Origin of the sequence: Paenibacillus sp. FSL H7-0350 (assembly GCF_038593195.1) — a bacterium.
Taxonomy (GTDB): domain Bacteria; phylum Bacillota; class Bacilli; order Paenibacillales; family Paenibacillaceae; genus Paenibacillus_AQ.
This window is the reverse complement of record NZ_CP151972.1, coordinates 6,682,150-6,703,993: the sequence shown is the minus strand read 5'-3', so window position 1 is coordinate 6,703,993 and position 21,844 is coordinate 6,682,150. Positions and strand designations below refer to the sequence as shown.

Sequence of the window (21,844 nt, the reverse complement as noted above, 5' to 3'; positions counted from 1 at the left end):
TAATATGTCAGATATCAAAGCCTGCCTGTTCGATCTGGACGGCGTTCTCGTAGACACTGCCCGGTATCACTATATTGCTTGGAGGGAGCTGGCCGAGGAGCTTGGATTTGTCTTCACAGAGCAGGATAACGAGCGGCTCAAGGGAGTCAGCCGGGCGGCCTCGCTGGAAATCCTGCTGGAAATCGGCGGCATCTCGCTTGGCGAAGATGACAAAGCCAGACTGGCGGAACAGAAGAATAACCGCTATGTCGAGTATATCGCCAAGATGAACAGCTCGGAGATTCTCCCCGGCGCCCTGGACTTCCTGAAGGAATGCCGGACCGACGGCATCAAGGTTGCCCTCGGCTCAGCCAGTAAGAACGCGATGACCATCTTGAACAATACCGGCCTGACCCCATACTTCGATGCCATCATCGACGGCACACATACCAGCGCGGCCAAGCCGGACCCGGAGGTCTTCCTGCTGGGCGCGAAGGCTCTTGGCACCGCTCCCGTACAATGCGTCGTCTTCGAGGATGCCGCAGCCGGTATCCTGGCCGCTTCCCGTGCCGGTATGCGCAGCGTGGGCATCGGCTCCCCCGAGACACTCAGCGGAGCAACACTAGTTGTCCCTTCCCTACAGCAGCTTACTGTTGCCACGCTGAAGGAATCTTTTTCCACTGTGTGACGAATAGTAACAGAAGTAGGAACGTGAACTGTTCCGAGCCGTGAGCCCTCCCGCTCACGCTGCATCTAGCCCGCCGGACAGCCTTACTGCACTTTGTACAACTATATTGCCAATTTAGCTCCCATTCCTCCGCTCAGTTGTACTTTGTACAATTATGCAATCACTTTTAGGCTGATATGACCTTTTAGAGCAGATTTAGTTGTACAGACTACAGTTATACGGCTTCAGTCCCTCTAATCGCGCCTATTAAATGCACAGAATACAACTACCTCAAAGTCTAAGCCTCTGAGCTTTGCAATGGGTGCGGAAAGCGGCATTTACTGTATGCACTTATCAATTTAATTCATCATCTCAGATCTACAGTCAGATCGGATGCTGCACTTGCATCTTCTACCCTACCCTCAGGAAAAGAACTGAGGGTAGTTATTAAACTTATGGGGATGAAGCTGCGGAGTGCAAGTTTGGAGCTGTAGGAGCGTTAGCGACCGCCTTTATAATCAGATTTCATCCGCTGAGAACCACTTCAATAAAGAAATCTGATTATAACAGCGGCCGGAAGTCCAAACCTTTCGCGCAGCGGCGATGCAGTCCCCATGATTTTAGTACGAAGTTCAGTTCTTTTCACATCCCCCCTTAAAGGAGCCATAACCATGAAACAATACTTAACAATCAACGAATGGTCCATTATCGAAGAGTCCTTTGATCCGCAGACCCAGGAAATATCCGAAAGCGTATTTAGTATCGGGAACGGATACATGGGCGGCAGAGCAAACTTCGAGGAGCAGTACAGCGGACCCAGCCTGCAAGGCAGTTACATGGCTGGCGTCTATTACCCTGACAAGACACGGGTCGGCTGGTGGAAGAACGGGTACCCGGAGTATTTTGCCAAAGTGCTGAACAGCACTAACTGGATCGGCATCAACATCGAGCTGGACGGGACGCCGCTGGATCTGGCCCACTGCACAGTCAGCGAATTCCGCCGGGTACTCAATATGAAGGAAGGCACACTCTCCCGCAGCTTCACCGCAACCACCCAGGACGGCAAAGAAGTTAAAGTGGAGAGCATTCGGATCGTCAGCATGGTCCGTCATGAGATCGGGGCGATCCGCTATTCGCTCACTCCGCTCAATTTCGCAGGGAATATTACCGTAACCCCCTACCTGGACGGCGATATCAAGAACAAGGACTCCAACTATGACGAGAAGTTCTGGAACGAGGTGGAGAAGAAGGCTGGACCAGAAGGCGGACATCTGACCCTGAAGACCAAAAAGCTCGATTTCCATGTCACCTCCGCCTTCGTCTTCGATATTCTGCTGAATGGGGAGCCAGTTGCAGCCGAAGCAGAGGTGCTGGAGCAGGACAAATATGTGGGCAGTACAGTGAATGTTCCGGTACAATCCGGCGATCAGCTGGTTATTTATAAGTATGCTGCGAATGTCACCTCCCGTAATTACGGTCTGGGACAGCTCGTGGATGCCGCATCGGCTGCACTTCAGCGTGCGCGGGAGGCGGGGTTTGTGGCGCTTTTGACAGAACAGGCTGCGGCATGGGGCGACAAGTGGAAGGAAAGCGACATTATTATTGAGGGCGATGTGTCGGCGCAGCAGGCGATCCGGTTCAATATTTTTCAGCTGAATCAGACCTATACGGGCGAGGATGACCGGCTCAACATCGGACCGAAGGGCTTCACCGGGGAAAAATACGGCGGCAGCACCTACTGGGATACGGAAGCGTATTGTGTGCCGTTCTATCTCAGTACCGCCGACTCCGCGATTGCCCGCAATCTGCTGATCTACCGCTACAAGCATCTGGAGAAGGCCAAGGAGAATGCCCGCAAGCTCGGCTACCGTAAAGGCGCGCTCTACCCGATGGTCACGATGAACGGTGAGGAGTGCCACAACGAGTGGGAGATTACGTTCGAGGAGATTCACCGTAACGGCGCGATTGCCTATGCCATCTATAACTATGTGAATTATACCGGCGACAAGGCTTATCTGGGCCAATACGGCCTGGAGGTGCTGGTAGAGATTGCGCGCTTCTGGGAGGAGCGTGTGAACTATGTGGCGCATAAGAACAAATACGTCATGCTGGGCGTCACCGGCCCGAATGAATACGAGAATAACGTCAATAACAACTGGTACACGAACCGGATGGCCGCCTGGACGATGGAATACACGCTGGAGGCTCTGGCCTATTTGCAGGAGAATGAGGGTACGCGTTACGCCGAGCTGGCTGATAAGCTGGAGCTGCTGGAGAGCGAAACGGCCAAGTGGAATGAGATTATCGCCAAAATGTACTATCCGGCTGACGAGGAACGCGGCATCTTCCTCCAGCAGGACGGCTTCCTCGACAAGGAGATCATCCAGGTCAAGGATGTGCTGCCGGAGAACCTGCCGCTGAACCAGAAATGGTCATGGGACCGGATTCTGCGCTCTTGCTTCATCAAGCAGGCGGATGTGCTTCAGGGACTCTACTTCCTCGGCGACCGATATGATCTGGAGACTAAGAAGCGTAACTTCGACTTCTACGAGCCGATTACCGTGCATGAGTCCTCCCTCTCCCCTTGCATCCATGCCATTCTGGCCTGTGAGCTGGGCTACAAGGAGAAGGCGTACGAGATGTACCTGCGGACCTCGCGGCTGGATCTCGACAATTACAATACCGATACGGAGGATGGCTGCCATACCACCAGCATGGCGGGCACATGGATGTCGGTTGTTCACGGCTTCGGCGGACTTCGCGTGCTGAATGACCGGCTGGTTCTGAACCCGTCTAACCCGGGACACTGGACCTCTTATTCGTTCAAAATCATGTTCCGCGGCTCACGGCTGAAGGTCACCGTGACCGATGCACAGGTTACCGTCAGCAACGAAACCGAGGTTCCAGCCTCCCTCACCATTCACGGCAAGGAGTATACAGTGAACGGACTGGGCACTGTCAGTGCCGGGGGTGCTTCCGTCACGGTGTAATTTGATCAGCCCCGAAGATATTTGGCTTCTTCGGGGCTTTTTTCAATAAGAGCTCCACTAATTCTGCCAAATCATCAATGACAGCATCCGCTTCAGCCACTGTGACAAACGGATTATTCCGTTTCCAGACAGCCTTCATTCCTGCTTCGCGGCTCGCACGTATATCGTTATCCGGATGATCGCCAACAAAAATAGCATGCTCTGCGGCTACACCCAGCCGGGTCAATGTACGATGGAAAATAGCCGGATCTGGCTTGCGCAGTCCCTCCCATTCGGAGATAAGCACCTCATCGAATAAATGCCCGATGTTCAACGCCTTGAAATTATCGTATTGAAATTGGCCATAACCATTCGAGATTAACGCAATCTTCAGACCATGATTCTTGAGCTCAGTAAGCATAGCTAACAAATTCGGGTAACCTGTACAATGTTGCTGGAAGTTGTATAAGTAATCATCGAGCAGTGAGCTCCAGTCCAGCTTTGGAATAGAAAACTCTTGTATGAGCTGTTGATACACTTTGTCCTTCCACAGGTAACCGTGATTATCAAGCTCGATGAAGCGCTGGACAAACAGCTCATGATCAACGGTTTGAAGTTCCGGGTAGCGCCGGTATTGATCTTGGACAAACTTTAACAGAGAGGTGTCACGGTCCAGCAGTGTTCCATCCAAATCAAAAAGAACCGCTTGGATTATCAGTTCAATCACTTCCTTTTCTTGTTACCTATTAAAATGAATATACCATAGAAGGAGCATCCCCCAATGAAAAGAACCTTTTGGAAAGAAGCCGTAGTCTACCAGATCTACCCGCGCAGCTTCCAGGACAGCAACGGAGACGGCATCGGTGATCTGCAAGGTATCGTCTCCCGGCTGGATTATCTGCAGAAGCTGGGCGTTACTGTCGTCTGGCTGTCGCCGGTCTACAAATCGCCGAACGATGACAATGGTTACGATATTAGCGATTACGAGGATATTATGGATGAGTTCGGCACGCTGCGGGACTGGGAGGAGCTGCTGGCCGGACTGCATGAACGCGGCATGAAGCTGATGATGGACCTCGTCATCAACCATTCCTCGGACGAGCACGCCTGGTTCGCGGAATCCCGCTCTTCGAAGGATAATCCCTACCGGGATTATTACATCTGGCGTCCTGGCGGACCGGACGGCGCGTTGCCGAACAACTGGAGCTCCATCTTCAGCGGACCCGCCTGGGAGCGGGATGAGGCGACCGGCGAATATTATCTCCACCTGTTCTCGCGCAAGCAGCCGGATCTGAACTGGGAGAATCCGCGCCTGCGGGAGGCGCTCTACAAGATGATTGCCTTCTGGCTCGACAAGGGCGTGGACGGACTGCGGATGGATGTGATCAATCTGATCTCCAAGGTGGAGGGTCTGCCTTCGGTCGAGCATGAGGATCTCGCACCCGGGGAGCTGGCAGGCGGCGGCGAATACTACATGAATGGTCCACGGGTCCATGAGTATCTGCAGGAGATGAACCGTGAGGTTCTCTCCAAATATGACGTAATGACCGTCGGGGAAACGCCGGGAGCAACGGTCGAGGATGCCATTCTCTACACAGACGAAGACCGCCATGAGCTGCAGATGGTGTTCCAGTTCGAGCATATGGACGTGGACTCCGGCCCGGGCGGGAAGTGGAATGTGGTGCCGTGGACGCTGAAGGGGCTACGGGATATTTTGCATAAATGGCAGGTGGGGCTTGCAGACAAGGGCTGGAACAGCCTCTATCTCAACAACCACGATCAGCCGCGGATGGTCTCCAGGTTCGGAGACGACGGCAAATACCGCGTGCAATCGGCCAAAATGCTGGCTACCCTGCTGCACACGCTCAAAGGCACACCTTACATCTATCAGGGCGAGGAAATCGGTATGACTAACGTAAAGTTTCCCACGCTTGAAGACTATAAGGACATTGAGATTCTCAATATGTACCGGGAAAAGGTGACCGAAGGCGGCGCAGACCACGACACCATTCTTCAGGCGATTCATACCAAAGGCCGCGACAATGCCCGCACGCCGATACAGTGGGACGCCTCCAGCAATGCCGGATTCACCACCGGAACCCCGTGGCTGAAGCTCAATCCGCGCTATACGGAGATCAATGTGGAGCAGGCGCTGGCTGATCCGGACTCCGTCTTTTACTATTATCAGCAGTTGATTCAGCTGCGTAAGCAGCATCTGATTATGGTCTATGGCGATTATGAGCTGCTGCTGCCGGAGCATGAATATATCTATGCCTATACCCGCACCCTGGAAGGTGAAAAGTGGCTGATCCTGCTTAACTTCAGTGATGCACCACAGACTATAGAGCTTACGGAGGAGCTGAATGCCGTCACCGCAACGATCATCGGAAATTATTCAGAGGAGCCCGCTGCCATGGACCGCAGCACCCTCCGCCCTTACGAGGCCAGAGTCTGCCGGATCGGATAGCGTAACGAAGGCTGACAAATCCCTTCATCCATGGCATCATAGATGGACAGACTGCCGGACGAAACCTGTCACTAATGAGCAGAGAATAACAGGAACATACGTGCGGTAACATGCTAGAATGATTTCAGAAGGAGATGGGGAGCTTTGGAATGGCTGATCCGAATGAAGAACGCACTGGACTATATGGAGCTGAAAATGACTGAAACGCTGCGCATCGAGGATGTGGCTGAGGTAGCTTATGTCTCACCGTTCCACTTCCAGCGCATGTTCAGTATGCTGACCGGCTTCACCGTGGCCGACTATATCCGCAAACGCAGATTGACACTGGCCGCCCAGGAGCTGGCCGTATCCAAGGTTCGTGTGCTGGATGTGGCGCTGAAATACGGATATGAATCGCCGGAGTCCTTCGCCAAGGCGTTCCGCAAGGCGCATGGGATTACCCCTTCGGAAGCGCGTAAATCGGGCGTCCAGCTCAAAGCCTTCCCCCGCATCTCATTCCATCTATCATTGAAGGGAGATCAGGACATGGACTACAAAATCGTGGATAAACCAGCTTTTACTGTTATCGGCAAATCAATGGAGGTCACTACCCGTGACGGGGAGAATTTCCGCAGAATCCCGAAGTTCTGGGACGAATGCAATGAAGACGGCACTTCCGACAAGCTGATTGAGCTTAGCGCCTCCCGCGAATGGCTTGGCATCTGCATGTGTATGGATATGGAGAAGGAAATGCTTACCTACTGGATCGGGGTGGAAGGAACACCGGATACGGATGCACAGGGGTATGAGACGGCAGTCGTTCCGGCCGCCAGCTGGGCGGTCTTCCGGTCAGAGGGCGCTTTACCGCATGCGATTCAAGGGGTTTGGCAGCGGATCTATCAGGAATGGTTCCCGGGAACCGGCTACGAGCATACCGGCGGACCTGAGATCGAGCTATACCCGCCCGGCGATACATCTGCTGAGGATTATGTGTGTGAAGTATGGATTCCGGTGATGAAGAAATAAGAGCTGGGATAAAATTCAGGAACGGCTTCGCTGTCTGCATGGACGGTGGAGCTGTTTTTTTTGTTTTGAGATTCTTCCCAAGCTTGGTATAATAAACAGATTATAGTTTTCTTAATCTAGTGTATTCTCATCCGAGATCGGTGAAGGAGATATTCATGTCTATCGTAAAAATCTTTTCAGACAGCACTTCCGATTTGCCGCAAGGCTGGAAGGACACCTATGATATCGGCATTGTGCCGTTATATGTAGTCTTTGAGAACGGTACCTTCAAGGACGGGGTCGAAATCACCCCTGAGGAGGTCTACCGCCGGGTCGCTGCGAGTGGTGCTCTGCCTAAGACCGCTGCGCCTTCCCCTGCTGATTTCATCGCCGCGTTCCAGCCAGTGATCAGCAGCGGCCATGATATTGTCTATATCAGTCTATCCTCTGCTCTATCTTCTACATATCAGAATGCACTGCTGGCAGCGGGTGAATTCCCGGAGGGCCGGGTGCATGTCGTAGATTCTGAGACCTTATGCGGCGGAATTGCGCTGCTGGTCATGAAGGCTGCCCGTGCCGCAGCCACAGGCGAGAGCGCTGCCAACATCGCAGCGATGATTACCGAAGCCCGTAACCGGGTGGAATCGGAATTCGTGGTCGATACGCTGGACTACTTATACATGGGCGGACGCTGTTCGGGAATGCAGAACTTCATCGGCAGCCTGCTGAAGATCCGTCCGGTTCTCCGGCTGGTGGACGGAGCCATTGTCCCTGTTGCCCGCATCCGCGGCAAAAAGGAGAAAGCGGTGGAGCAAATGCTTCAGCATGCGCTCGCGAATGCCGCCGATATGGACAAGGAGCTGCTCATTATTGCCCATACGCTGGCAGAAGAGGATGCCAAGATGCTGGAGACCGCGCTGCGCGCGCAGACCGGTGTCGAGGAAATAGCCGTCATTCATGCCGGCTGTGTCATCGGGAGTCACTGCGGACCTGCTACGGTAGGTCTGATGTATATGCGCTAGAGCGGGTGGGGCCAGTAGCAGGCATCAGGTCCGGTAGTGGCTGCCCCGATTGCATAGCTTGCTTCACCAAGACAGCACCACCATGCGGGTGAATGCTGTAAGAACTTAAGCTGACTGGACTGCTCACCATCGCGCCAGCACAATGTGATCGGTTTTTCGATTACATTTGGCTCACTTGCCTCACGATTGGTCATACCCCTGTCAAGTAGACAGAAGAAAAAACTAAGCAGCCAGCGCGTGTCGATACTCAATCGGCGCGCGTTGTTTCAGTTTCGCCTGATAACGTTGGTAATTGTAAAAGTAGATATACTCCTCAACTGCTTGATGAATCTCTGCTTCTGACTTACACTGGTGAAGGTACAACTTTTCTGTCTTCAGATGCGAAAAGAAGGATTCGATGCAGGCGTTATCCAGGCAGGTTGCTTTGCGAGAGTGGCTGCCCTTGACGCCGAATGCCTCTAATCGTGTGTTGTACGCCTGAGACGTGTACTGAAAGCCTTGGTCCGAATGGAGCACGGCCTCAGACACGTCTCTTTTCCGCGTCCACTGTTCAACCGTATCCATGACGAGGTTTACGTCGTTTCGCTCCGAGATCTGCCAAGCTACAATCTCATTGTTAAAGAGGTCCTGAATCGCAGACAGATCATAAAAGCGGGTGCCGTCTGAGATATACGTGATGTCCGTTACTAGCTTCTGCTGAGGTGCTGTCGCATGAAACTTACGCTTTAATCGGTTCGGGTAGACCACGGAAGGAGCAGAGCGCGCACGACTCCTTTTCTTGCGAATGACGGACTGGATCGATAGCTCTTTCATGAGCCTCCATACCTTCTTGTGGTTGACGAGGTAGCCTGCCTCCCGCAGGGCTGCCTGCATTCGAGGGTACCCGAAATAGGGATGAGCCAGGTGAATAGCTACCATATGCTCTTTCATGGCGTGCTCTTGCTCATAGGCATCCATTCGTCGAACCTGTGCACCTCGCCACTTGTAGTAATTTGCCCGCGATACCTCTGCAATGGCTAATAGGCGGGTGATGCGATGTTGGTCACGTAGTTCTTCAATGACGGCGTATTTGTCGTGTAGTCCAAACTTCCCTCCCTTTACAGATTTGGATACCGCTTTTTTAAGTAGTCCACCTGTGCCTTTAAGTAATCTCGTTCTTCTTCTATACTGGCAAATGTAGAACGTGGACGTCCTTTTAAAGGGCTTGTTGCCCCTTTTTGTGTATCGAGTGGCTCCCCATTCCGATATTTCTTTACCCATACTTTAAGCTGGGTACAGTTCACAATTCCCAACCTGTCGGAGACGACCTTATAGCTCTCACCTCCTGTACAATAGGCTTGAATGGCCTCTTTCTTGAATTCCTCTGTGTACGATTGAAATACTTGTCCCTTTTTGGCCATACCAAAATCCCCTCCAAGTTCACTCATTTCCTCATGTTAACACATGAGGTTTTTTTCGAGTGTCTACTTCAAGGGGATAATACCACGATTGCACAATGTGATCGGTTTTTCGATTATATTTGGCCCACTTGCCTCACGATTGCGCAATGTGATCGGTTTTTCGATTACATTTGGTCCTCTCGCCTCACGGTAGCGCAATGTGATCGGTTTTTCGATTACATTTGGCTCACTTGGCTCGTGATTGCACAATGTGATCGGTTTTTCGATTACATTTTGGCTCACTTGGCTCGTGATTGCGCAATGTGATCGGTTTTTCGATTACATTTGGCTCACTTGCCTCACGATAGTGCAATGTGATCGGTTTTTCGATTACATTTGGCTCACTTGGCTCGTGATTGCGCAATGTGATCGGTTTTTCGATTACATTTGGCTCATTTGCCTCACGATAGTGCAATGTGATCGGTTTTTCGATTACATTTTGGCCGATATACTATCCGCTGCTCCAATTGTGTTCGGTTTTTCGCGTACATTCCGCCTACTTGCTTCAAGCTAACAGCAGGTCCCCAAATGGAGACCTGCTGTTTTTTTGCTGGATACTATTATGTTGTCCTATCAGGATATAACAGTCTTAACAGCCCCTCAGCAGCATCGGCAACCAGCGTGTAGAATTCGGGGAATCCCTGGTGCTCGGCACTCTTGATTTCTTCAAAGGCACGGATAGATAGCCCTTGCGAAGCGACAGAGGTCAGGATATTCCCCAGCGTCCAACTCCGCACCACCACTTGTCCTACGCCGGAACGCTCCTCTTCAGGAAGCAGCTTGGCGAATGCAATTTCACTTTCTCTAAGCGTATCGTCAAAATAATTTCCGGTGGGATGCTGAAGCGTCTTGGTGGTCAGCCATGCCCTGGCGAACGGATGGAAATCGGTCAGCAGGAGCCGTCCATTTGCCTTCAGCCGTCTGCGGACCAAGGCAAACACCTCATTCAAGTCTGCGAAATAATGCAAAATCCCAAACTCCATCAGCACCACATCGAACGTTCCCAAAGCTTCTTCTTCGGGGATATTCATGACGTCTGCACAGAGGTAATTCAGCTTCACCCCCGCTGCCTCCGCCACTTCACAGGCGTATAAGCGGTTCTCTTCCGAGATATCCACGACGGTGACTTCTGCCCCCAGCAAGGCGAAGCAAATCGCCTTCCTGCCATGAGAGCCGAGCAGATTCAGCACCTTCAAGCCTGTCGGATCGCCTGTGTACTTAAGCCAATACCGCAGCGTATGTGCGGGATCTTGCTGCAGCTGCAATGCAAGCTCCTCAGGTGAACCATGATAGTGTGTCCAAGCCTGATACGCTTTTGTCTCCCACGCCGCCTTATTCGTACGTGACATCTGCTCTTGCATGTTACTCCCCCTTATAAGAAGAATTTGGAAATTATACTCTCTGATTTTACTATAATCTGCTTATAATGCAACAAGCAAAACGCCTGCGCCAAATAAATTCTTACATATGAACCAAGAAGTCTGAGAGAAGATGGCCGTTGCCAGCAAGCAAATGGAAAAACGTAGCTTATTTCGCCGGATTCAGCGGATCATGGACCAACAAGTGGAAAAACAGCAACTAAAATTGATGATTTTACCTTTTAGGCTGAATTGGGCTAAATTAAGTGCTGATTTTCCAACTGCTATCCCAGTAAGAGCCTATCGAAGATAAGCAAGTGGAGAAAATCCAATTGTTTACGCTGCCCATGCGTCAGAGTGGAAATAACAGACAGAAATAACCCGCTCCCACTGTATCTTGGGGAACGGGTTGTCTGGCTCGATAGTTGAGTATACAGTTGAGTGACTCGATTGACAAGAACACAAGTGAACTTCCGCCCCTCCCCCCGGCCCCGGCTAAGCCTCAGGAGAGTATTCAGGCTCCAGTTCTTCCTTCATAAAAGGCAGCATGAACCGGAAGATCGATCCCCGGTCCTCCTCGCTCTCCACAAAGATCGTTCCGCCCATCAGCTCCACGAGCTGCTTACAGATGGCAAGTCCCAATCCTGTCCCGCCGTATTTGCGGTTAATAGACGGATGTAGCTGGGAGAAGGACTGGAAGAGCAGATTCAGCTTGCTGTCGGCAATGCCTACGCCGGTATCGCGGACCGAGAACTCCAGGAGATATTCCGGTGAGGCGGGCAACGGGATGTTCTTGACTGACAAAGTGACACTGCCCCGCTCGGTGAATTTCAGCGCGTTGCCGACCAGATTGACGATAATCTGGCGCAGCCGGCTTGGATCGGTCGTGACGATGTCCGGCACACTCGTATCTGCCCACCAGCGCAACGAGAGCTTCTTCTCCTCCGCCTTCGGAGTGAACAAATCGATGACGCCCTCCAGCATCTCCCGCAGATCGAAGCGTTCGGATTGCAGCGGCATCTTGCCGGCCTCCATCTTGCTGAAATCGAGGATGTCATTGAGAATCTGCAGCAGACTGTAGCTGCTGCTGCGCAGAATCTCGGCGTAGCTGCGCTGTTCCTCCCCAAGCTCGGTCTCCAGCAGCAGGTCGGCCATGCCGATCATTCCGTTCATCGGCGTGCGGATCTCATGACTCATCATTGCCAGGAAATCCGACTTGGCCTGTGCAGCCCGCTCTGCTGATTCCTTGGCGCGGAGAATTTCCCGCTCGTTCGTAATATCGCTGAAGGAAATAACCACACCGCAGATCATCCCCCGGTCCAGTAGCGGAGCGATCCGGTAATTCACGAAGAAGCTGGTTCCATCCTTGCGCCAGAAGACTTCATCCGCCATGCTGCGGGTAACTCCGTCTTGCAGGGTAAGCATAATGGGGCACTCCAGCAGGGAATGGCGGGGCGCACCTCCATGCAGGGAATGGATCATCTCCATCATCGGCAGCCCGGTCAGCTCTGACGGCTTGTAGCCCAGCATCTCTGCCCCTTCACGGTTAATGAAGATGGTCCGGCCGAGGTTGTCCAGGCCGAAGATTCCGGCAGAGACGGAGTTCAGAATTAGGCTAAGCCGTTTGTCCTCGGCCATCTCGAACACGAATTCGGCTTGCGGCAGCTCATCGTCATCCTTCGTGGCGGCCACTTCATCCGCATACACAGAATATTCTTCTCCTGCCTGCACATTCCGCTCATCGTCTGCAGCATTGCTGCTGCTCATGCTCACCCAGCTATGCAGCAGACTGGAAAATGGCCGGTTCCCGGGATCATGGAGGATAGCGAACACACCAGCAATGCCTTCGTCAGTGTGAAGCGGCACATAGCGTACCGTAACATCTGCATGCTCGTCCTTTCCGGCACCAGTAGTTTCAGCACTAGCGCTTATTATACTTCCAGCACCTGCACTCACCGCATCCTCAACCACGCCAGTCCCTCTCGCCGTCTCTTCGTTTCCTTCCGCAGCATCCAAGGCCAGCCCGAAGCTTGATGTAATCCCGGCCAGGGCAGATGCGAAATGAACCTCGCCGGGCGGATGCATCCGGCATTCGTTCAGTCTGCCTGCCTCCTCGGCACTTAACATCCGGTTGCTGTCCCTGTATCGCCCCTGCCTGTCCAGCACAATGATGAAGTCTGGATGATGATCAAACAACGCTCTATACGTACTTTCGCCTGATAGCGCGTTGTCCAGAATAGAAGCCCAGTCCTTAAGCATAGCCCACCTCCTCCGCTCTTGCTTCAACTATGCTATAGTTAGCGTCCGAAGACTGCAGAAACGCTCTGATTATGTAGAACTCTCTGAATTAGTTCCTATTATAGCAAAAAAAACGTATGCGGTCGCCAGAAAAACATTGCACTAGCCAGTCTGTACAACGGCAAAAACAGTGCAAGTCCTTCAGAAGGACCGCACTGTCTGCTGCATTTCTAAGAGTGGACCTGCTACGATTCCGGCAGCCTCAGCTTACATCCTGATGCTCGATATTTCGGATCGAGAGGTAGGCAATCGCCGCACCAGCCAAGGCAAGCGTGATCGAAATCCCGAACAGATCACCCATGCGGAAGCCGCCGAAGCTGTTGCCGGAAGATATCAGCGAGACGATCAGCACGGCGGAAACAATCGTGGCCGATACGGATTTGCGGCGCATTCCGAAGTATAACGGAATCAGCCCGATGCCTGCCGCATATAGCGCATCCGTCCCGGCGCTGAGCAGATGAGCAGTAATCAGCTCACGGGTCAATGTCTCCTGGATAACATTTGGGAACACATACAAGCTCCCTGCAAGAAGGCCGCTAATGGCAACATCCGATAACAAAATACCAAAGAAGGTAAACAAAAAGACAATGATCAGCTTGGCGGACATGAGCATTTTGCGCGGCACCGGGTACGTGAACAGCACAGTAATCGTATTGTTTTTGTACTCGTCAATGACCAGCTTACTGATCAGAACGGAGGCGAAGATAATATAAGTCGCTTTTACAAATATGAATACTCCTTGAAAAATTTCGGCATAGCTATCAAATTCCCCATCATCCATCCCTGTAAAAATCAGCAAGATCATAGCAGTAAGAATAGCCAGGTCCGCAATCAGCACACCTTTAAGAAAAGTGAATTTACTCTTGCGCAGCTCCAGACGGATTAACTTAAGCATGGTTGTCGCCCCCCATCAGTTCCACAAAATGATCCTCCAGCGAATGATGCTTCTTGCTCATACTCTCCAGCTCCACCTCTGCTGCGGACAGGGCCCGGCTCAGCTCCAGCTGCGGGATATCTTCGTATACACGAATAGTCCGCGGGTCAAGCACCTTGTAATTGCGGAGGCCCAGCTTCCCCTCCAGGACGAAGACGGCCTTCGTACACTCGCTAGTCACCAGCTCGATATACTGGGTTTGCTGGCTCCGGATCGTATCCATTGCCACCTGCTCCACCAGTACCCCTTCACGGATTACGCCGATTGTGTCGGCAATCTGTTCGATTTCGCCCAGAATGTGGCTGGAGATCAGCAGCGTCATGCCATAATCACGGCTTAGCATACGGAACACCTCGCGAAGTTCCTTGATTCCAAGCGGGTCCAGCCCGTTAATCGGTTCATCGAGGATCAGCAGCTCCGGCTTGGTCATGACCGCTCTGGCAATGCCCAGCCGCTGCTTCATCCCGAGGGAGAAATTCTTCACCGGTTTGCTGTCCACCGCTCTCAGCTTCACTAATTCGAGCGCTTCCTCTATCGCGTTGGCATCATAAAAGCCCATATACTCTCCATGCAGCGCCAGATTCTCGCGGGCACTCAGCTTGTCGTAGAACACCGGGTATTCAATAATGCTGCCCATGCGCTTCAGCATGTCGTAAGAGCGGTGGGTCATCTTCTCCCCGGCAAATTCAATCTCGCCCGCCGTCGGCTTCACCAGATTTGTGATCATTTTCATCACCGTTGTTTTGCCCGCGCCGTTCGGTCCCAGGAATCCGTAAATTTCACCCCGCTTAATCTCCATATTCACACTACTCACAATTTCCTTATCCTCATAGACCTTGGTCAGATCCCATGTCTGGAGTATCGTTGTCATTTTCCGTTATCCCCTTTAGCCTCGTCTTGTTCTTCCTGGTATTTATTCTACAGGGCGGAATTTGCTTTTTTCTTACTGAAATCTTACTTAATTCTTAAGAAGCTTCAGAAGGACTGTCTGGGAAAAGAGAGCGTAAATGCCGTACGCACATTCGGCTGGCTGCTCAGGGAAATAGTGCCGTTCATCTGCTCGGTCAGCCGCTTGGTAATCGTCAGCCCCAGGCCGCTGCCCTGATAGTCGCGGTTGCGCGAATCCTCAAGGGTATACAGCCGCTCGAACACCTTATCCTCGTGGCCTTCGGCGATGCCCTTGCCCCGGTCCCACACTTCTATGCAGACCCGTCCGGCGTCCGGGTACAACTTCAGCCCCAGCACTCCCCCTGCATTACCGTAGGTAATCGCATTGGAGAGCAGGTTCGTCAGTATCCGGTCCAGCGCCTCATCATTGCCCATGATATGAAGCGGCTCTTCCGGAATCTCAATCTGCACATCCGTGCCGCTCTCACTAAGCAGATCATAGAAGGCCAGAATATTCCGGCGGCAGACCTCGCCCAGCTCTACCCGCGAGAGCGGGATATCCCGGTCCCCCGACTCCAGCTTCGCCAGATCGAAGAACCGGTTCATCAGCGCAATGACCTCGCCGGCCTTGGTATGAATCGTCCGCAGCATACGTTCCTGCTCTTCTTTGGATACCGTCTCATCATGCAGCAGCGTCTCAATATAGCCCAGCACTACCGTCAGCGGCGTCTTCAGATCATGCGACACATTCGCCAGCATTCCGCGCATAGATTGCTCCAGCTTGCTCCGCTTGGCCGCTCCCTGATGGTTAACATCCAGCAGACGGTTCAGATCGGTCAGCAGCTGCTGCATCTGCGGACTGCTGCTCATTAGCAGCAGCCGCTCATGCGATCCGCCTTCTATGATGCTCTCCAGCTTATGATGAATGTAGTCCAACTGGCGGGCATGCTGCCGTGAATTCAGGAACTGCAGCGTAGAGACCACAAGCAACAGGACAAGCAGAACCAGCAACAGAATGATCACAGCAGCATATCCCCCAGCTTGTAGCCGATCCCCCACAGCGTCTTGATATACTCCGGACGGGAGGGATCTTCCTCGATTTTCTCGCGCAATCTGCGCATATGTACATTAATTACGTTCTCATCGCCATAATAATCCTCTTCCCAGACTTGGCTGTAGATCTGCGCCTTGGTGAATACCCGGCCCGGACTGCTCACGAACAGCTTCAGGATGTGGAACTCCTTGGCGGTCAGCTTCAGCTCTTGCCCGTTCTTCCGTACGGAGAAATTATCCAGATCCACGGTCAGTCCCCGCAGCTCGATAACCTTCGGCTTCTCTGCCTGCGACTCCCCGCTGCCCTGCGCTCCGCTCCCGACAACAGCCTGGCTTCCAGATGCAGCATACCCCGCCCGGCGGATCGCCGCCTTCACCCGGGCCGCCAGCTCAATCATCGAGAACGGCTTCGTAATATAATCATCCGCGCCGAAGCCCAGCCCCAGTGCCTTGTCCACATCGCTGTCTTTTGCCGACATAATCAGTACCGGCACAAGACTGCCGCTGCGGATAATCTGCAGCACATCCGTGCCGCTGCGCTTCGGCAGCATCAGATCCAGCAGCACCAGATCATAAGTAAGACCGCCCAGGAACTTGCTCACCGCCATGTCCCCGTCATATGCGATCTCCACCTCATAGCCCTCTTTGGTCAGATAAGAATAGACCATTTCGCTGATCGCTTCATCATCCTCGATCAGCAGCACCCTCTGTTGCATAGTGAACCTCCTGTAATTAACTCTGTCTACCATCTATTTGAAATTATACCCTCTGTCCGTGCCGGATTCTATATAGATTGAAAATGAACTGAAAGGGTGCTGTTCTCCGTATACATTCTCTGAACCTGACAGGCCGTGGTCCAGTTCCTCCTATTATAATGAATGATATAATCTCTTATTCAATCTGACAGACAAGGTGGTATGATCATGGCAGCCAAAACCAACAAGCAGCTCATTCTTGAATTCGAATCCTTCATCCCCTATATTCAATCGCTGGACAGCATGGAAGATGCAGACTGGGAGGCTCCGCTGGAGGCCGGAAAATGGTCCCTGCAGGATGTCCTTTGCCACATCATACTGTGGGACAAATACTTTTATGAGGAGGCCCTGGTCAAAATCCAAGAAGGCCTGCCGCTGACAGCTGCGCATCTGGACTTCAATGTATTCAATGCCAATGCGGTTCTATACGCCAGGACAGTAACCCGGCAGGAAGCCATCCAGCAATTCGTGCTGTACCGGACCAAGATTACCGGGCTTGCGGCCTCATTAAGCGATACGGCCCTTGAACAGAATCATCGGGATGGTGACGGCAAGAAATTCAGCATACGCAAGTATCTGAGAGATTTCATCTCCCACGACAAGCATCACAAGAAGCAGATAGAGAAATATGCAGCATCAGTTGCAGTCTCTAAATCATAAAACTGCGGCCCCGTCTGTCCACTGAAATCTGGATAGATGGAGCCGCAGCTTTTTATCATTCTTTTGGATATAAACGATGCTTAATCCTGATTCCTAATCACAATATCGAACTTCTCATGATTCGGATGCATGAATAATTTATTGTAAGGGTCCGTATTCAAAAGATTCACATTCTCCTGCCCGAGCAGACTGGTCAGATGACCGGCAAATGTGGTTTTGCCCGATGCCATAAAATGCGGCCAGGGAACCGGCTGTCCTTCCAGCAAAATCCCGGCAACAATGGCCCATATCCCGCTATCTGTCTATTGCCCGGCAACATACCTTTCCACTTCAAGAGAAGCCAGCAGCAACGGCGCTACACCCATTGGTACATCGGATACAACAGCTTCGGAAATGTAGTAATCGTAGGAGCCGTTGCGGTCTTTGCTGAGCCCTGCCCCGTGGCAGATCTTGTGCAGATGAACGCCTTGTTCGTCTTCGGTAACCAGATGCTTAAGGATTCCCTCGTAGCCTTTTAACATCGCTGCCTTGAAGGAAGGCTCCAGATAACGCAGCCGCAGAGCTTTGGCCATTGCATAGACGAACATGCAGGAGCCTGTCGCTTCGAGGTAGTTGCCTTTGCGTCCCGCCTGATCCAGCACCTGATACCAGAGGCCGCTCTCCTGATCCTGCACCTCAACCAGCGCACCGCACATCCGCTGAAAAATTCCCATTACCGTTCCCCGTTGCGGATGGGTCAGCGGGAAATGCTCCAGGCAGTCCACGGCGGCCATCGCGTACCAGCCCATCGCCCGGCTCCAGAAATGGGCCGACAATCCGGTGGAGGAATCCGCCCACTCCTGCTCCCGGGATTCATCCCAGCCGTGATAGAACAGGCCGGTACGCGGATCACGGGTTCTGCGTTCTATCAGCAGCAGCTGACGTACAGCTTCATCGATCAGCTCCGGACGCCCGAAGACTGCCCCGTATTCGGCCAGGAACGGCGAAGCCATGTATAACCCGTCCAGCCACATCTGGAAGGGATATATTTTCTTATGCCAGAAGCCGCCTTCGGAGGTCCGGGGCTGTCCGATTAGCTGCGCTGCCAGCAGATGGGCGGCTTCCGCGTAGCGCTGCTCACCCGTCTGAGCGTACAGCCAGAACAGATTCTTGCCCTGATTGATCTGATCCAGGTTATATTCCTCCAGCGTGTAGGAGCGGATGCTTCCGTCCTCCCCGATGAAGCTGTCCATATGCCGCTGCATGAAGGAGAGGTACTCAGGCTCGCCATGCTGCACCCCGGCCCGGGCCACTGACATCAGCAGCATACCGGGCACATACGCCCAGCGCTCCATTACATATTCGTGCTCCCCTTGTTCATTGCATTGACCGATGAATGTATCCGCAATTCTGCGGGATAAGCCTGTGCTTACTGCTTCTGATATAGACATCTCTATTCCTCCTGTCATTTGCGTTACTGTAACCCTACTCCTGCGGACCGGCAAGCTGCTTAAGCAGCCAGGCATACGCCGGTTCCCCGTGAATCTCATGGCCCCCTGTGAAAAAATCCGCCGCAAGCTGCCCGCCATGGCCCTCTGCGGCATAGATTTGCTCCAGCCGCTCCAGAGCCTCCCTCACGCCGGCGGGACCAAACAGATGATCCGCGTCTCCCGCCTCCAGGAACAGCCCGCGTGGTGCAATCAGGCCCAGCAGATCCGGCATCTCCGCTTCCAGCAGAATGCCCGGAATATAATTGTCCAGACAATGATGCCGGGTGAGAATGCTGGCTTGGAACGTATTGGCATAGCCGCTAACAACCGCACTGTTGATCCGTTCATCCAGTGCAGCCGCGAAGCCCGCCACCAGCCCGCCGCCGGAGATGCCCATAATGCCGATCCGTTCCCCGTCAACCTCTTCCCGCCCCTGCAGATAATCCAGCGCCCGCATCGTCTCATAGATACGGCAACCTGCCATCGTCTGCCCTGTCATCAGCAGCGCCGAGGACAGGCGGAAGCAGGAATTACGTCCAGGCTCGCCGCTGGCCAGATCCTCAGCCAGACGCCTGTCTCCGAATCCGAGTACCTCGGGAGCGGCAACGACGAAGCCTTGCTTCACCAGGGCGACGGCAAAATCCTTATGCAAACCCGGGTCCCCCGTCCGCTCCGACCCGTCCGGATTCAAGCCGGTAATCTCGCGGCTGCCGTAGCCATGCCCGTGAATAGCCAGCACAGCCGGGCAGGGAGAGCCTGCCGGCTGCTCCGGGATCAGGAGATACAGGGCCATTCTAAGTCCTTCGTAGGTGGTGATCTCGATACGTTCGCGGATGTATCCGCTGCAGACCGTCCGCTCCAGCTGTACCGGTTCAAGCGCCGCCCTCTGAGCGGGAAATCCGCCCAGCCGCTCTATGAATCCGGCGGTAAGGGATGCCCGCCACTCCGCAAAGGAGATGTCCTTGCGGAAGGCAGAGCTGCGCGGTGCAGAAGCCGTCAGTTGATTGATATATTGTTCCAGTGATTCCATCGGGAAATCCTCCAATTCCGGGTTCCTGGGTCTGGATGTACCATGGCCCAGGCGATTAATAGCCCTCGGGATGCCAGCCGTCCAGCACAGACAGAATCCGGTACTGTGCGGCTTCCTCCGCAGTTAACTGGCGTGACCACGCTACCCGGCCCTCGGGGCAAGCGCCCGGGCCGCTGCTGCCATACTCTTCATAACGGCTGGTCTGCTCCCTGTCCGGCTGCCCCCAGTTATGCCAGCCTTCGCCGGTCACTGAACCGTCCATCACCGTGCGGATGAAGGCGACATGCGCGTAAGGGCGCCAAGGGCGTCCGAGATAGCACTCACTTACCCCTTCGCCGCCGGTAAGGAACACATATCCGAAGGCGGCTCCCTCCGGCGTTGAAGCCGCTGTGATATACCCTCTGGAGCGCTTGTTATGGAGATGGCAGCGGTCAAACAGCGCGGTGGCCGGACCGAAAATATAATCCACATCCCCTTCAATGTAGCAATCATCATAATATTGCCGCCCCGGCCCGGTATACAGGGTATCCTGGTCACCTAACAGACGTACACGCCGGAACACAGCCTGCCCGGCATCGACGAACGCCGCGACCGCCTGTCCTGTTCCCGGGCCGGAAGTGTTGCGGATGGTCAGATTCTCGGCAGTGAAGTCTTCTGCGAACACGTTCAGCGTCCCGGTGCGGAAGGTGCGCAGCGGTTCACCGTCCGCGCCGAGCGTATGGGCATTATCATTCCACGAGATAATGGTAGAATGCTGGTCCTCTCCCAGCAGCAGGATGGGCGGGGCTTCGCGGGCGATCGTAACCTTTTCCTCATAGATCCCGGGCTTAATCCGTATGGTTACGGCTTGTGTCTCCCCCGGCGGAATGGAATCCAGCGCCTCCTGCAGACTACTGTATCCTTCTCCGGCATTCTTTGAGACTATAATTAACATGGATGGCTCCTTTCACAGCAACCTGAATATATTCTATAATAACTCTAACAGCTTCCAGGAGAAGAGGAGATGTATGAACAGCGTATCTGGCCCTAATCCCAAATATCATCTTGAAGACGGACGCTTCAGCATCCAGCATATGAAGCGTAAAGGCATCACTGCGATGCCGCGCCCCCACAGCCATGAATGGACTGAGCTGTATTACCTGACGGACGGGGAGCGTGTATATTTTGTGGACGACCGGGTGGTTACGGTTCACAAAGGCGAGCTGATTCTGATTCCCGGCCGCGAGCTCCATTCCACGGCAAGCTCCGAGAAGGCCGAATTCGAGCGTATTCTGATCAATTATGACCCGCTGCTGCTGCCCCCGGTGCTGAGGGACGAGCAGCAATGGTTCCAGAGCCACCGCTACCGCTTGTTCAGGCTAACCCTGCGCGAGCAGAATGAAGCGGAGTCCCTGCTGAACCGCATGCTGGAGGAATCCCGCATCCGGCGGCCCTTGTACGAAGTCAGTGTCACCGCTCTATTGACCGAGCTGATGGTTCTGCTCCAGCGTTCAGAGAGCACGGCTCAGGCCGGCGGGACCCGCCATCCGCTGCACCATCTGGTAAACGAGGTTGCCACCTATATCCGCGCCCATTACCGGGAAGCGCTTACGCTGGAAGAGACCGCCAAGGACTTTTTCATCAGCCCCTCTTATTTGAGCCGGGTATTTCATCGCCTGACCGGCTTTCATTTCCGGGAATATATCGTCCATATCAGGGTCCGCGAGGCCCAGCGCCTGCTGGCCGGTACCCCCGCCAGAATTCAGGAGATCGCTGGAGCAGTCGGCTTCGAGCATCTGTCCCATTTCAATAAAACTTTCAAAAAGTCAACCGGTCTGACCCCGCTCCAGTACCGCAAGGAAGCGGGGTCACAGCCTGCACCGGAGTCCTAAG

General features: G+C 53.4%; 19 protein-coding genes, 1 pseudogene and 1 CRISPR repeat array. Of the genes and pseudogenes, 8 read left to right on the top strand and 12 right to left on the bottom strand.

The window, feature by feature from the left end:
• Window positions 1-4: 4 nt before the first annotated feature.
• Window positions 5-667 (top strand): beta-phosphoglucomutase, encoded by a 663-nt coding sequence (gene pgmB, locus NYE24_RS30035; protein ID WP_342477353.1) that lies wholly within the window; start codon window positions 5-7, stop codon window positions 665-667.
• A 650-nt stretch (window positions 668-1,317) separates the two neighbouring features.
• Window positions 1,318-3,636: a glycoside hydrolase family 65 protein gene (locus NYE24_RS30030; RefSeq protein ID WP_342477352.1), complete on the top strand. Its 2,319-nt coding sequence runs from the start codon at window positions 1,318-1,320 to the stop codon at window positions 3,634-3,636.
• Here the strand turns inward: NYE24_RS30030 and NYE24_RS30025 are convergent.
• Window positions 3,626-4,333: an HAD family hydrolase gene (locus NYE24_RS30025; RefSeq protein ID WP_342479325.1), complete on the bottom strand. Its 708-nt coding sequence runs from the start codon at window positions 4,331-4,333 to the stop codon at window positions 3,626-3,628. The two genes, NYE24_RS30030 and NYE24_RS30025, sit on opposite strands and share 11 nt — an antisense overlap.
• Window positions 4,334-4,396: 63 nt before the next feature.
• On the opposite strand from NYE24_RS30025, the gene NYE24_RS30020 reads away from it, so the two are divergent.
• From NYE24_RS30020 to NYE24_RS30010, 3 genes are all read left to right on the top strand, one after another.
• Window positions 4,397-6,082, top strand: a complete 1,686-nt coding sequence (locus tag NYE24_RS30020; protein WP_342477351.1) for an alpha-glucosidase — start codon at window positions 4,397-4,399, stop codon at window positions 6,080-6,082.
• A 144-nt stretch (window positions 6,083-6,226) separates the two neighbouring features.
• A complete protein-coding gene (locus NYE24_RS30015) occupies window positions 6,227-7,087 on the top strand; it encodes an AraC family transcriptional regulator (protein ID WP_342477350.1) in 861 nt (286 codons plus the stop codon).
• A 155-nt stretch (window positions 7,088-7,242) separates the two neighbouring features.
• Window positions 7,243-8,088: a DegV family protein gene (locus tag NYE24_RS30010; protein WP_036692743.1), complete on the top strand. Its 846-nt coding sequence runs from the start codon at window positions 7,243-7,245 to the stop codon at window positions 8,086-8,088.
• 222 nt (window positions 8,089-8,310) lie between these two features.
• On the opposite strand, the pseudogene NYE24_RS30005 reads toward NYE24_RS30010, so the two are convergent.
• Both NYE24_RS30005 and NYE24_RS30000 read right to left on the bottom strand, forming a co-directional pair.
• A pseudogene (locus tag NYE24_RS30005) lies at window positions 8,311-9,488 on the bottom strand (IS3 family transposase).
• A gap of 93 nt (window positions 9,489-9,581) precedes the next feature.
• Window positions 9,582-10,020: a CRISPR direct-repeat array (repeat unit 28 nt; unit sequence CAATGTGATCGGTTTTTCGATTACATTT).
• Between the two features lie 67 nt (window positions 10,021-10,087).
• Window positions 10,088-10,888 carry a class I SAM-dependent methyltransferase gene (locus NYE24_RS30000; RefSeq protein ID WP_342477349.1) on the bottom strand — a complete coding sequence of 267 codons (801 nt, stop codon included), beginning with the start codon at window positions 10,886-10,888 and terminating at the stop codon, window positions 10,088-10,090.
• Window positions 10,889-11,039: 151 nt separating this feature from the next.
• Between NYE24_RS30000 and NYE24_RS29995 the strand changes: the two genes are divergently transcribed.
• Window positions 11,040-11,198 carry a hypothetical protein gene (locus NYE24_RS29995; protein ID WP_342477348.1) on the top strand — a complete coding sequence of 53 codons (159 nt, stop codon included), beginning with the start codon at window positions 11,040-11,042 and terminating at the stop codon, window positions 11,196-11,198.
• Window positions 11,199-11,380: 182 nt separating this feature from the next.
• Here the strand turns inward: NYE24_RS29995 and NYE24_RS29990 are convergent, their stop codons facing one another.
• The 5 genes from NYE24_RS29990 to NYE24_RS29970 form a co-directional block, all read right to left on the bottom strand.
• Window positions 11,381-13,144, bottom strand: a complete 1,764-nt coding sequence (locus NYE24_RS29990) for an ATP-binding protein (RefSeq protein ID WP_342477347.1) — start codon at window positions 13,142-13,144, stop codon at window positions 11,381-11,383.
• 241 nt (window positions 13,145-13,385) lie between these two features.
• Window positions 13,386-14,078 carry an ABC transporter permease gene (locus NYE24_RS29985; protein WP_076155110.1) on the bottom strand — a complete coding sequence of 231 codons (693 nt, stop codon included), beginning with the start codon at window positions 14,076-14,078 and terminating at the stop codon, window positions 13,386-13,388.
• A complete protein-coding gene (locus NYE24_RS29980) occupies window positions 14,071-14,988 on the bottom strand; it encodes an ABC transporter ATP-binding protein (RefSeq protein ID WP_342477346.1) in 918 nt (305 codons plus the stop codon). Before NYE24_RS29980 ends, NYE24_RS29985 begins: the two co-directional genes overlap by 8 nt.
• Window positions 14,989-15,092: 104 nt before the next feature.
• Complete coding sequence (locus NYE24_RS29975) at window positions 15,093-16,028, bottom strand: sensor histidine kinase (RefSeq protein WP_036692728.1); 936 nt, start codon at window positions 16,026-16,028, stop codon at window positions 15,093-15,095.
• The gene (locus tag NYE24_RS29970; protein ID WP_342477345.1) at window positions 16,025-16,774 is read right to left on the bottom strand and encodes a response regulator transcription factor; all 750 of its coding nucleotides are present in this window, start codon (window positions 16,772-16,774) and stop codon (window positions 16,025-16,027) included. Before NYE24_RS29970 ends, NYE24_RS29975 begins: the two co-directional genes overlap by 4 nt.
• A gap of 207 nt (window positions 16,775-16,981) precedes the next feature.
• On the opposite strand from NYE24_RS29970, the gene NYE24_RS29965 reads away from it, so the two are divergent.
• On the top strand, window positions 16,982-17,473 hold the full coding sequence (locus NYE24_RS29965) for a DinB family protein (protein WP_036692725.1): 492 nt from the start codon (window positions 16,982-16,984) through the stop codon (window positions 17,471-17,473).
• A gap of 80 nt (window positions 17,474-17,553) precedes the next feature.
• Here the strand turns inward: NYE24_RS29965 and NYE24_RS29960 are convergent, their stop codons facing one another.
• The 4 genes from NYE24_RS29960 to NYE24_RS29945 form a co-directional block, all read right to left on the bottom strand.
• A complete protein-coding gene (locus tag NYE24_RS29960) occupies window positions 17,554-17,703 on the bottom strand; it encodes a hypothetical protein (protein WP_200869186.1) in 150 nt (49 codons plus the stop codon).
• 72 nt (window positions 17,704-17,775) lie between these two features.
• Entirely contained in the window at window positions 17,776-18,903 is a 1,128-nt protein-coding gene (locus NYE24_RS29955) for a glycoside hydrolase family 88 protein (protein WP_342477344.1), read from the bottom strand.
• 34 nt (window positions 18,904-18,937) lie between these two features.
• Window positions 18,938-19,972 carry an alpha/beta hydrolase family protein gene (locus tag NYE24_RS29950; RefSeq protein WP_342477343.1) on the bottom strand — a complete coding sequence of 345 codons (1,035 nt, stop codon included), beginning with the start codon at window positions 19,970-19,972 and terminating at the stop codon, window positions 18,938-18,940.
• Window positions 19,973-20,027: 55 nt separating this feature from the next.
• Complete coding sequence (locus NYE24_RS29945; protein WP_342477342.1) at window positions 20,028-20,906, bottom strand: pectinesterase family protein; 879 nt, start codon at window positions 20,904-20,906, stop codon at window positions 20,028-20,030.
• Between the two features lie 73 nt (window positions 20,907-20,979).
• On the opposite strand from NYE24_RS29945, the gene NYE24_RS29940 reads away from it, so the two are divergent.
• Complete coding sequence (locus NYE24_RS29940) at window positions 20,980-21,843, top strand: AraC family transcriptional regulator (RefSeq protein ID WP_036692713.1); 864 nt, start codon at window positions 20,980-20,982, stop codon at window positions 21,841-21,843.
• Window position 21,844 lies beyond the last annotated feature (1 nt).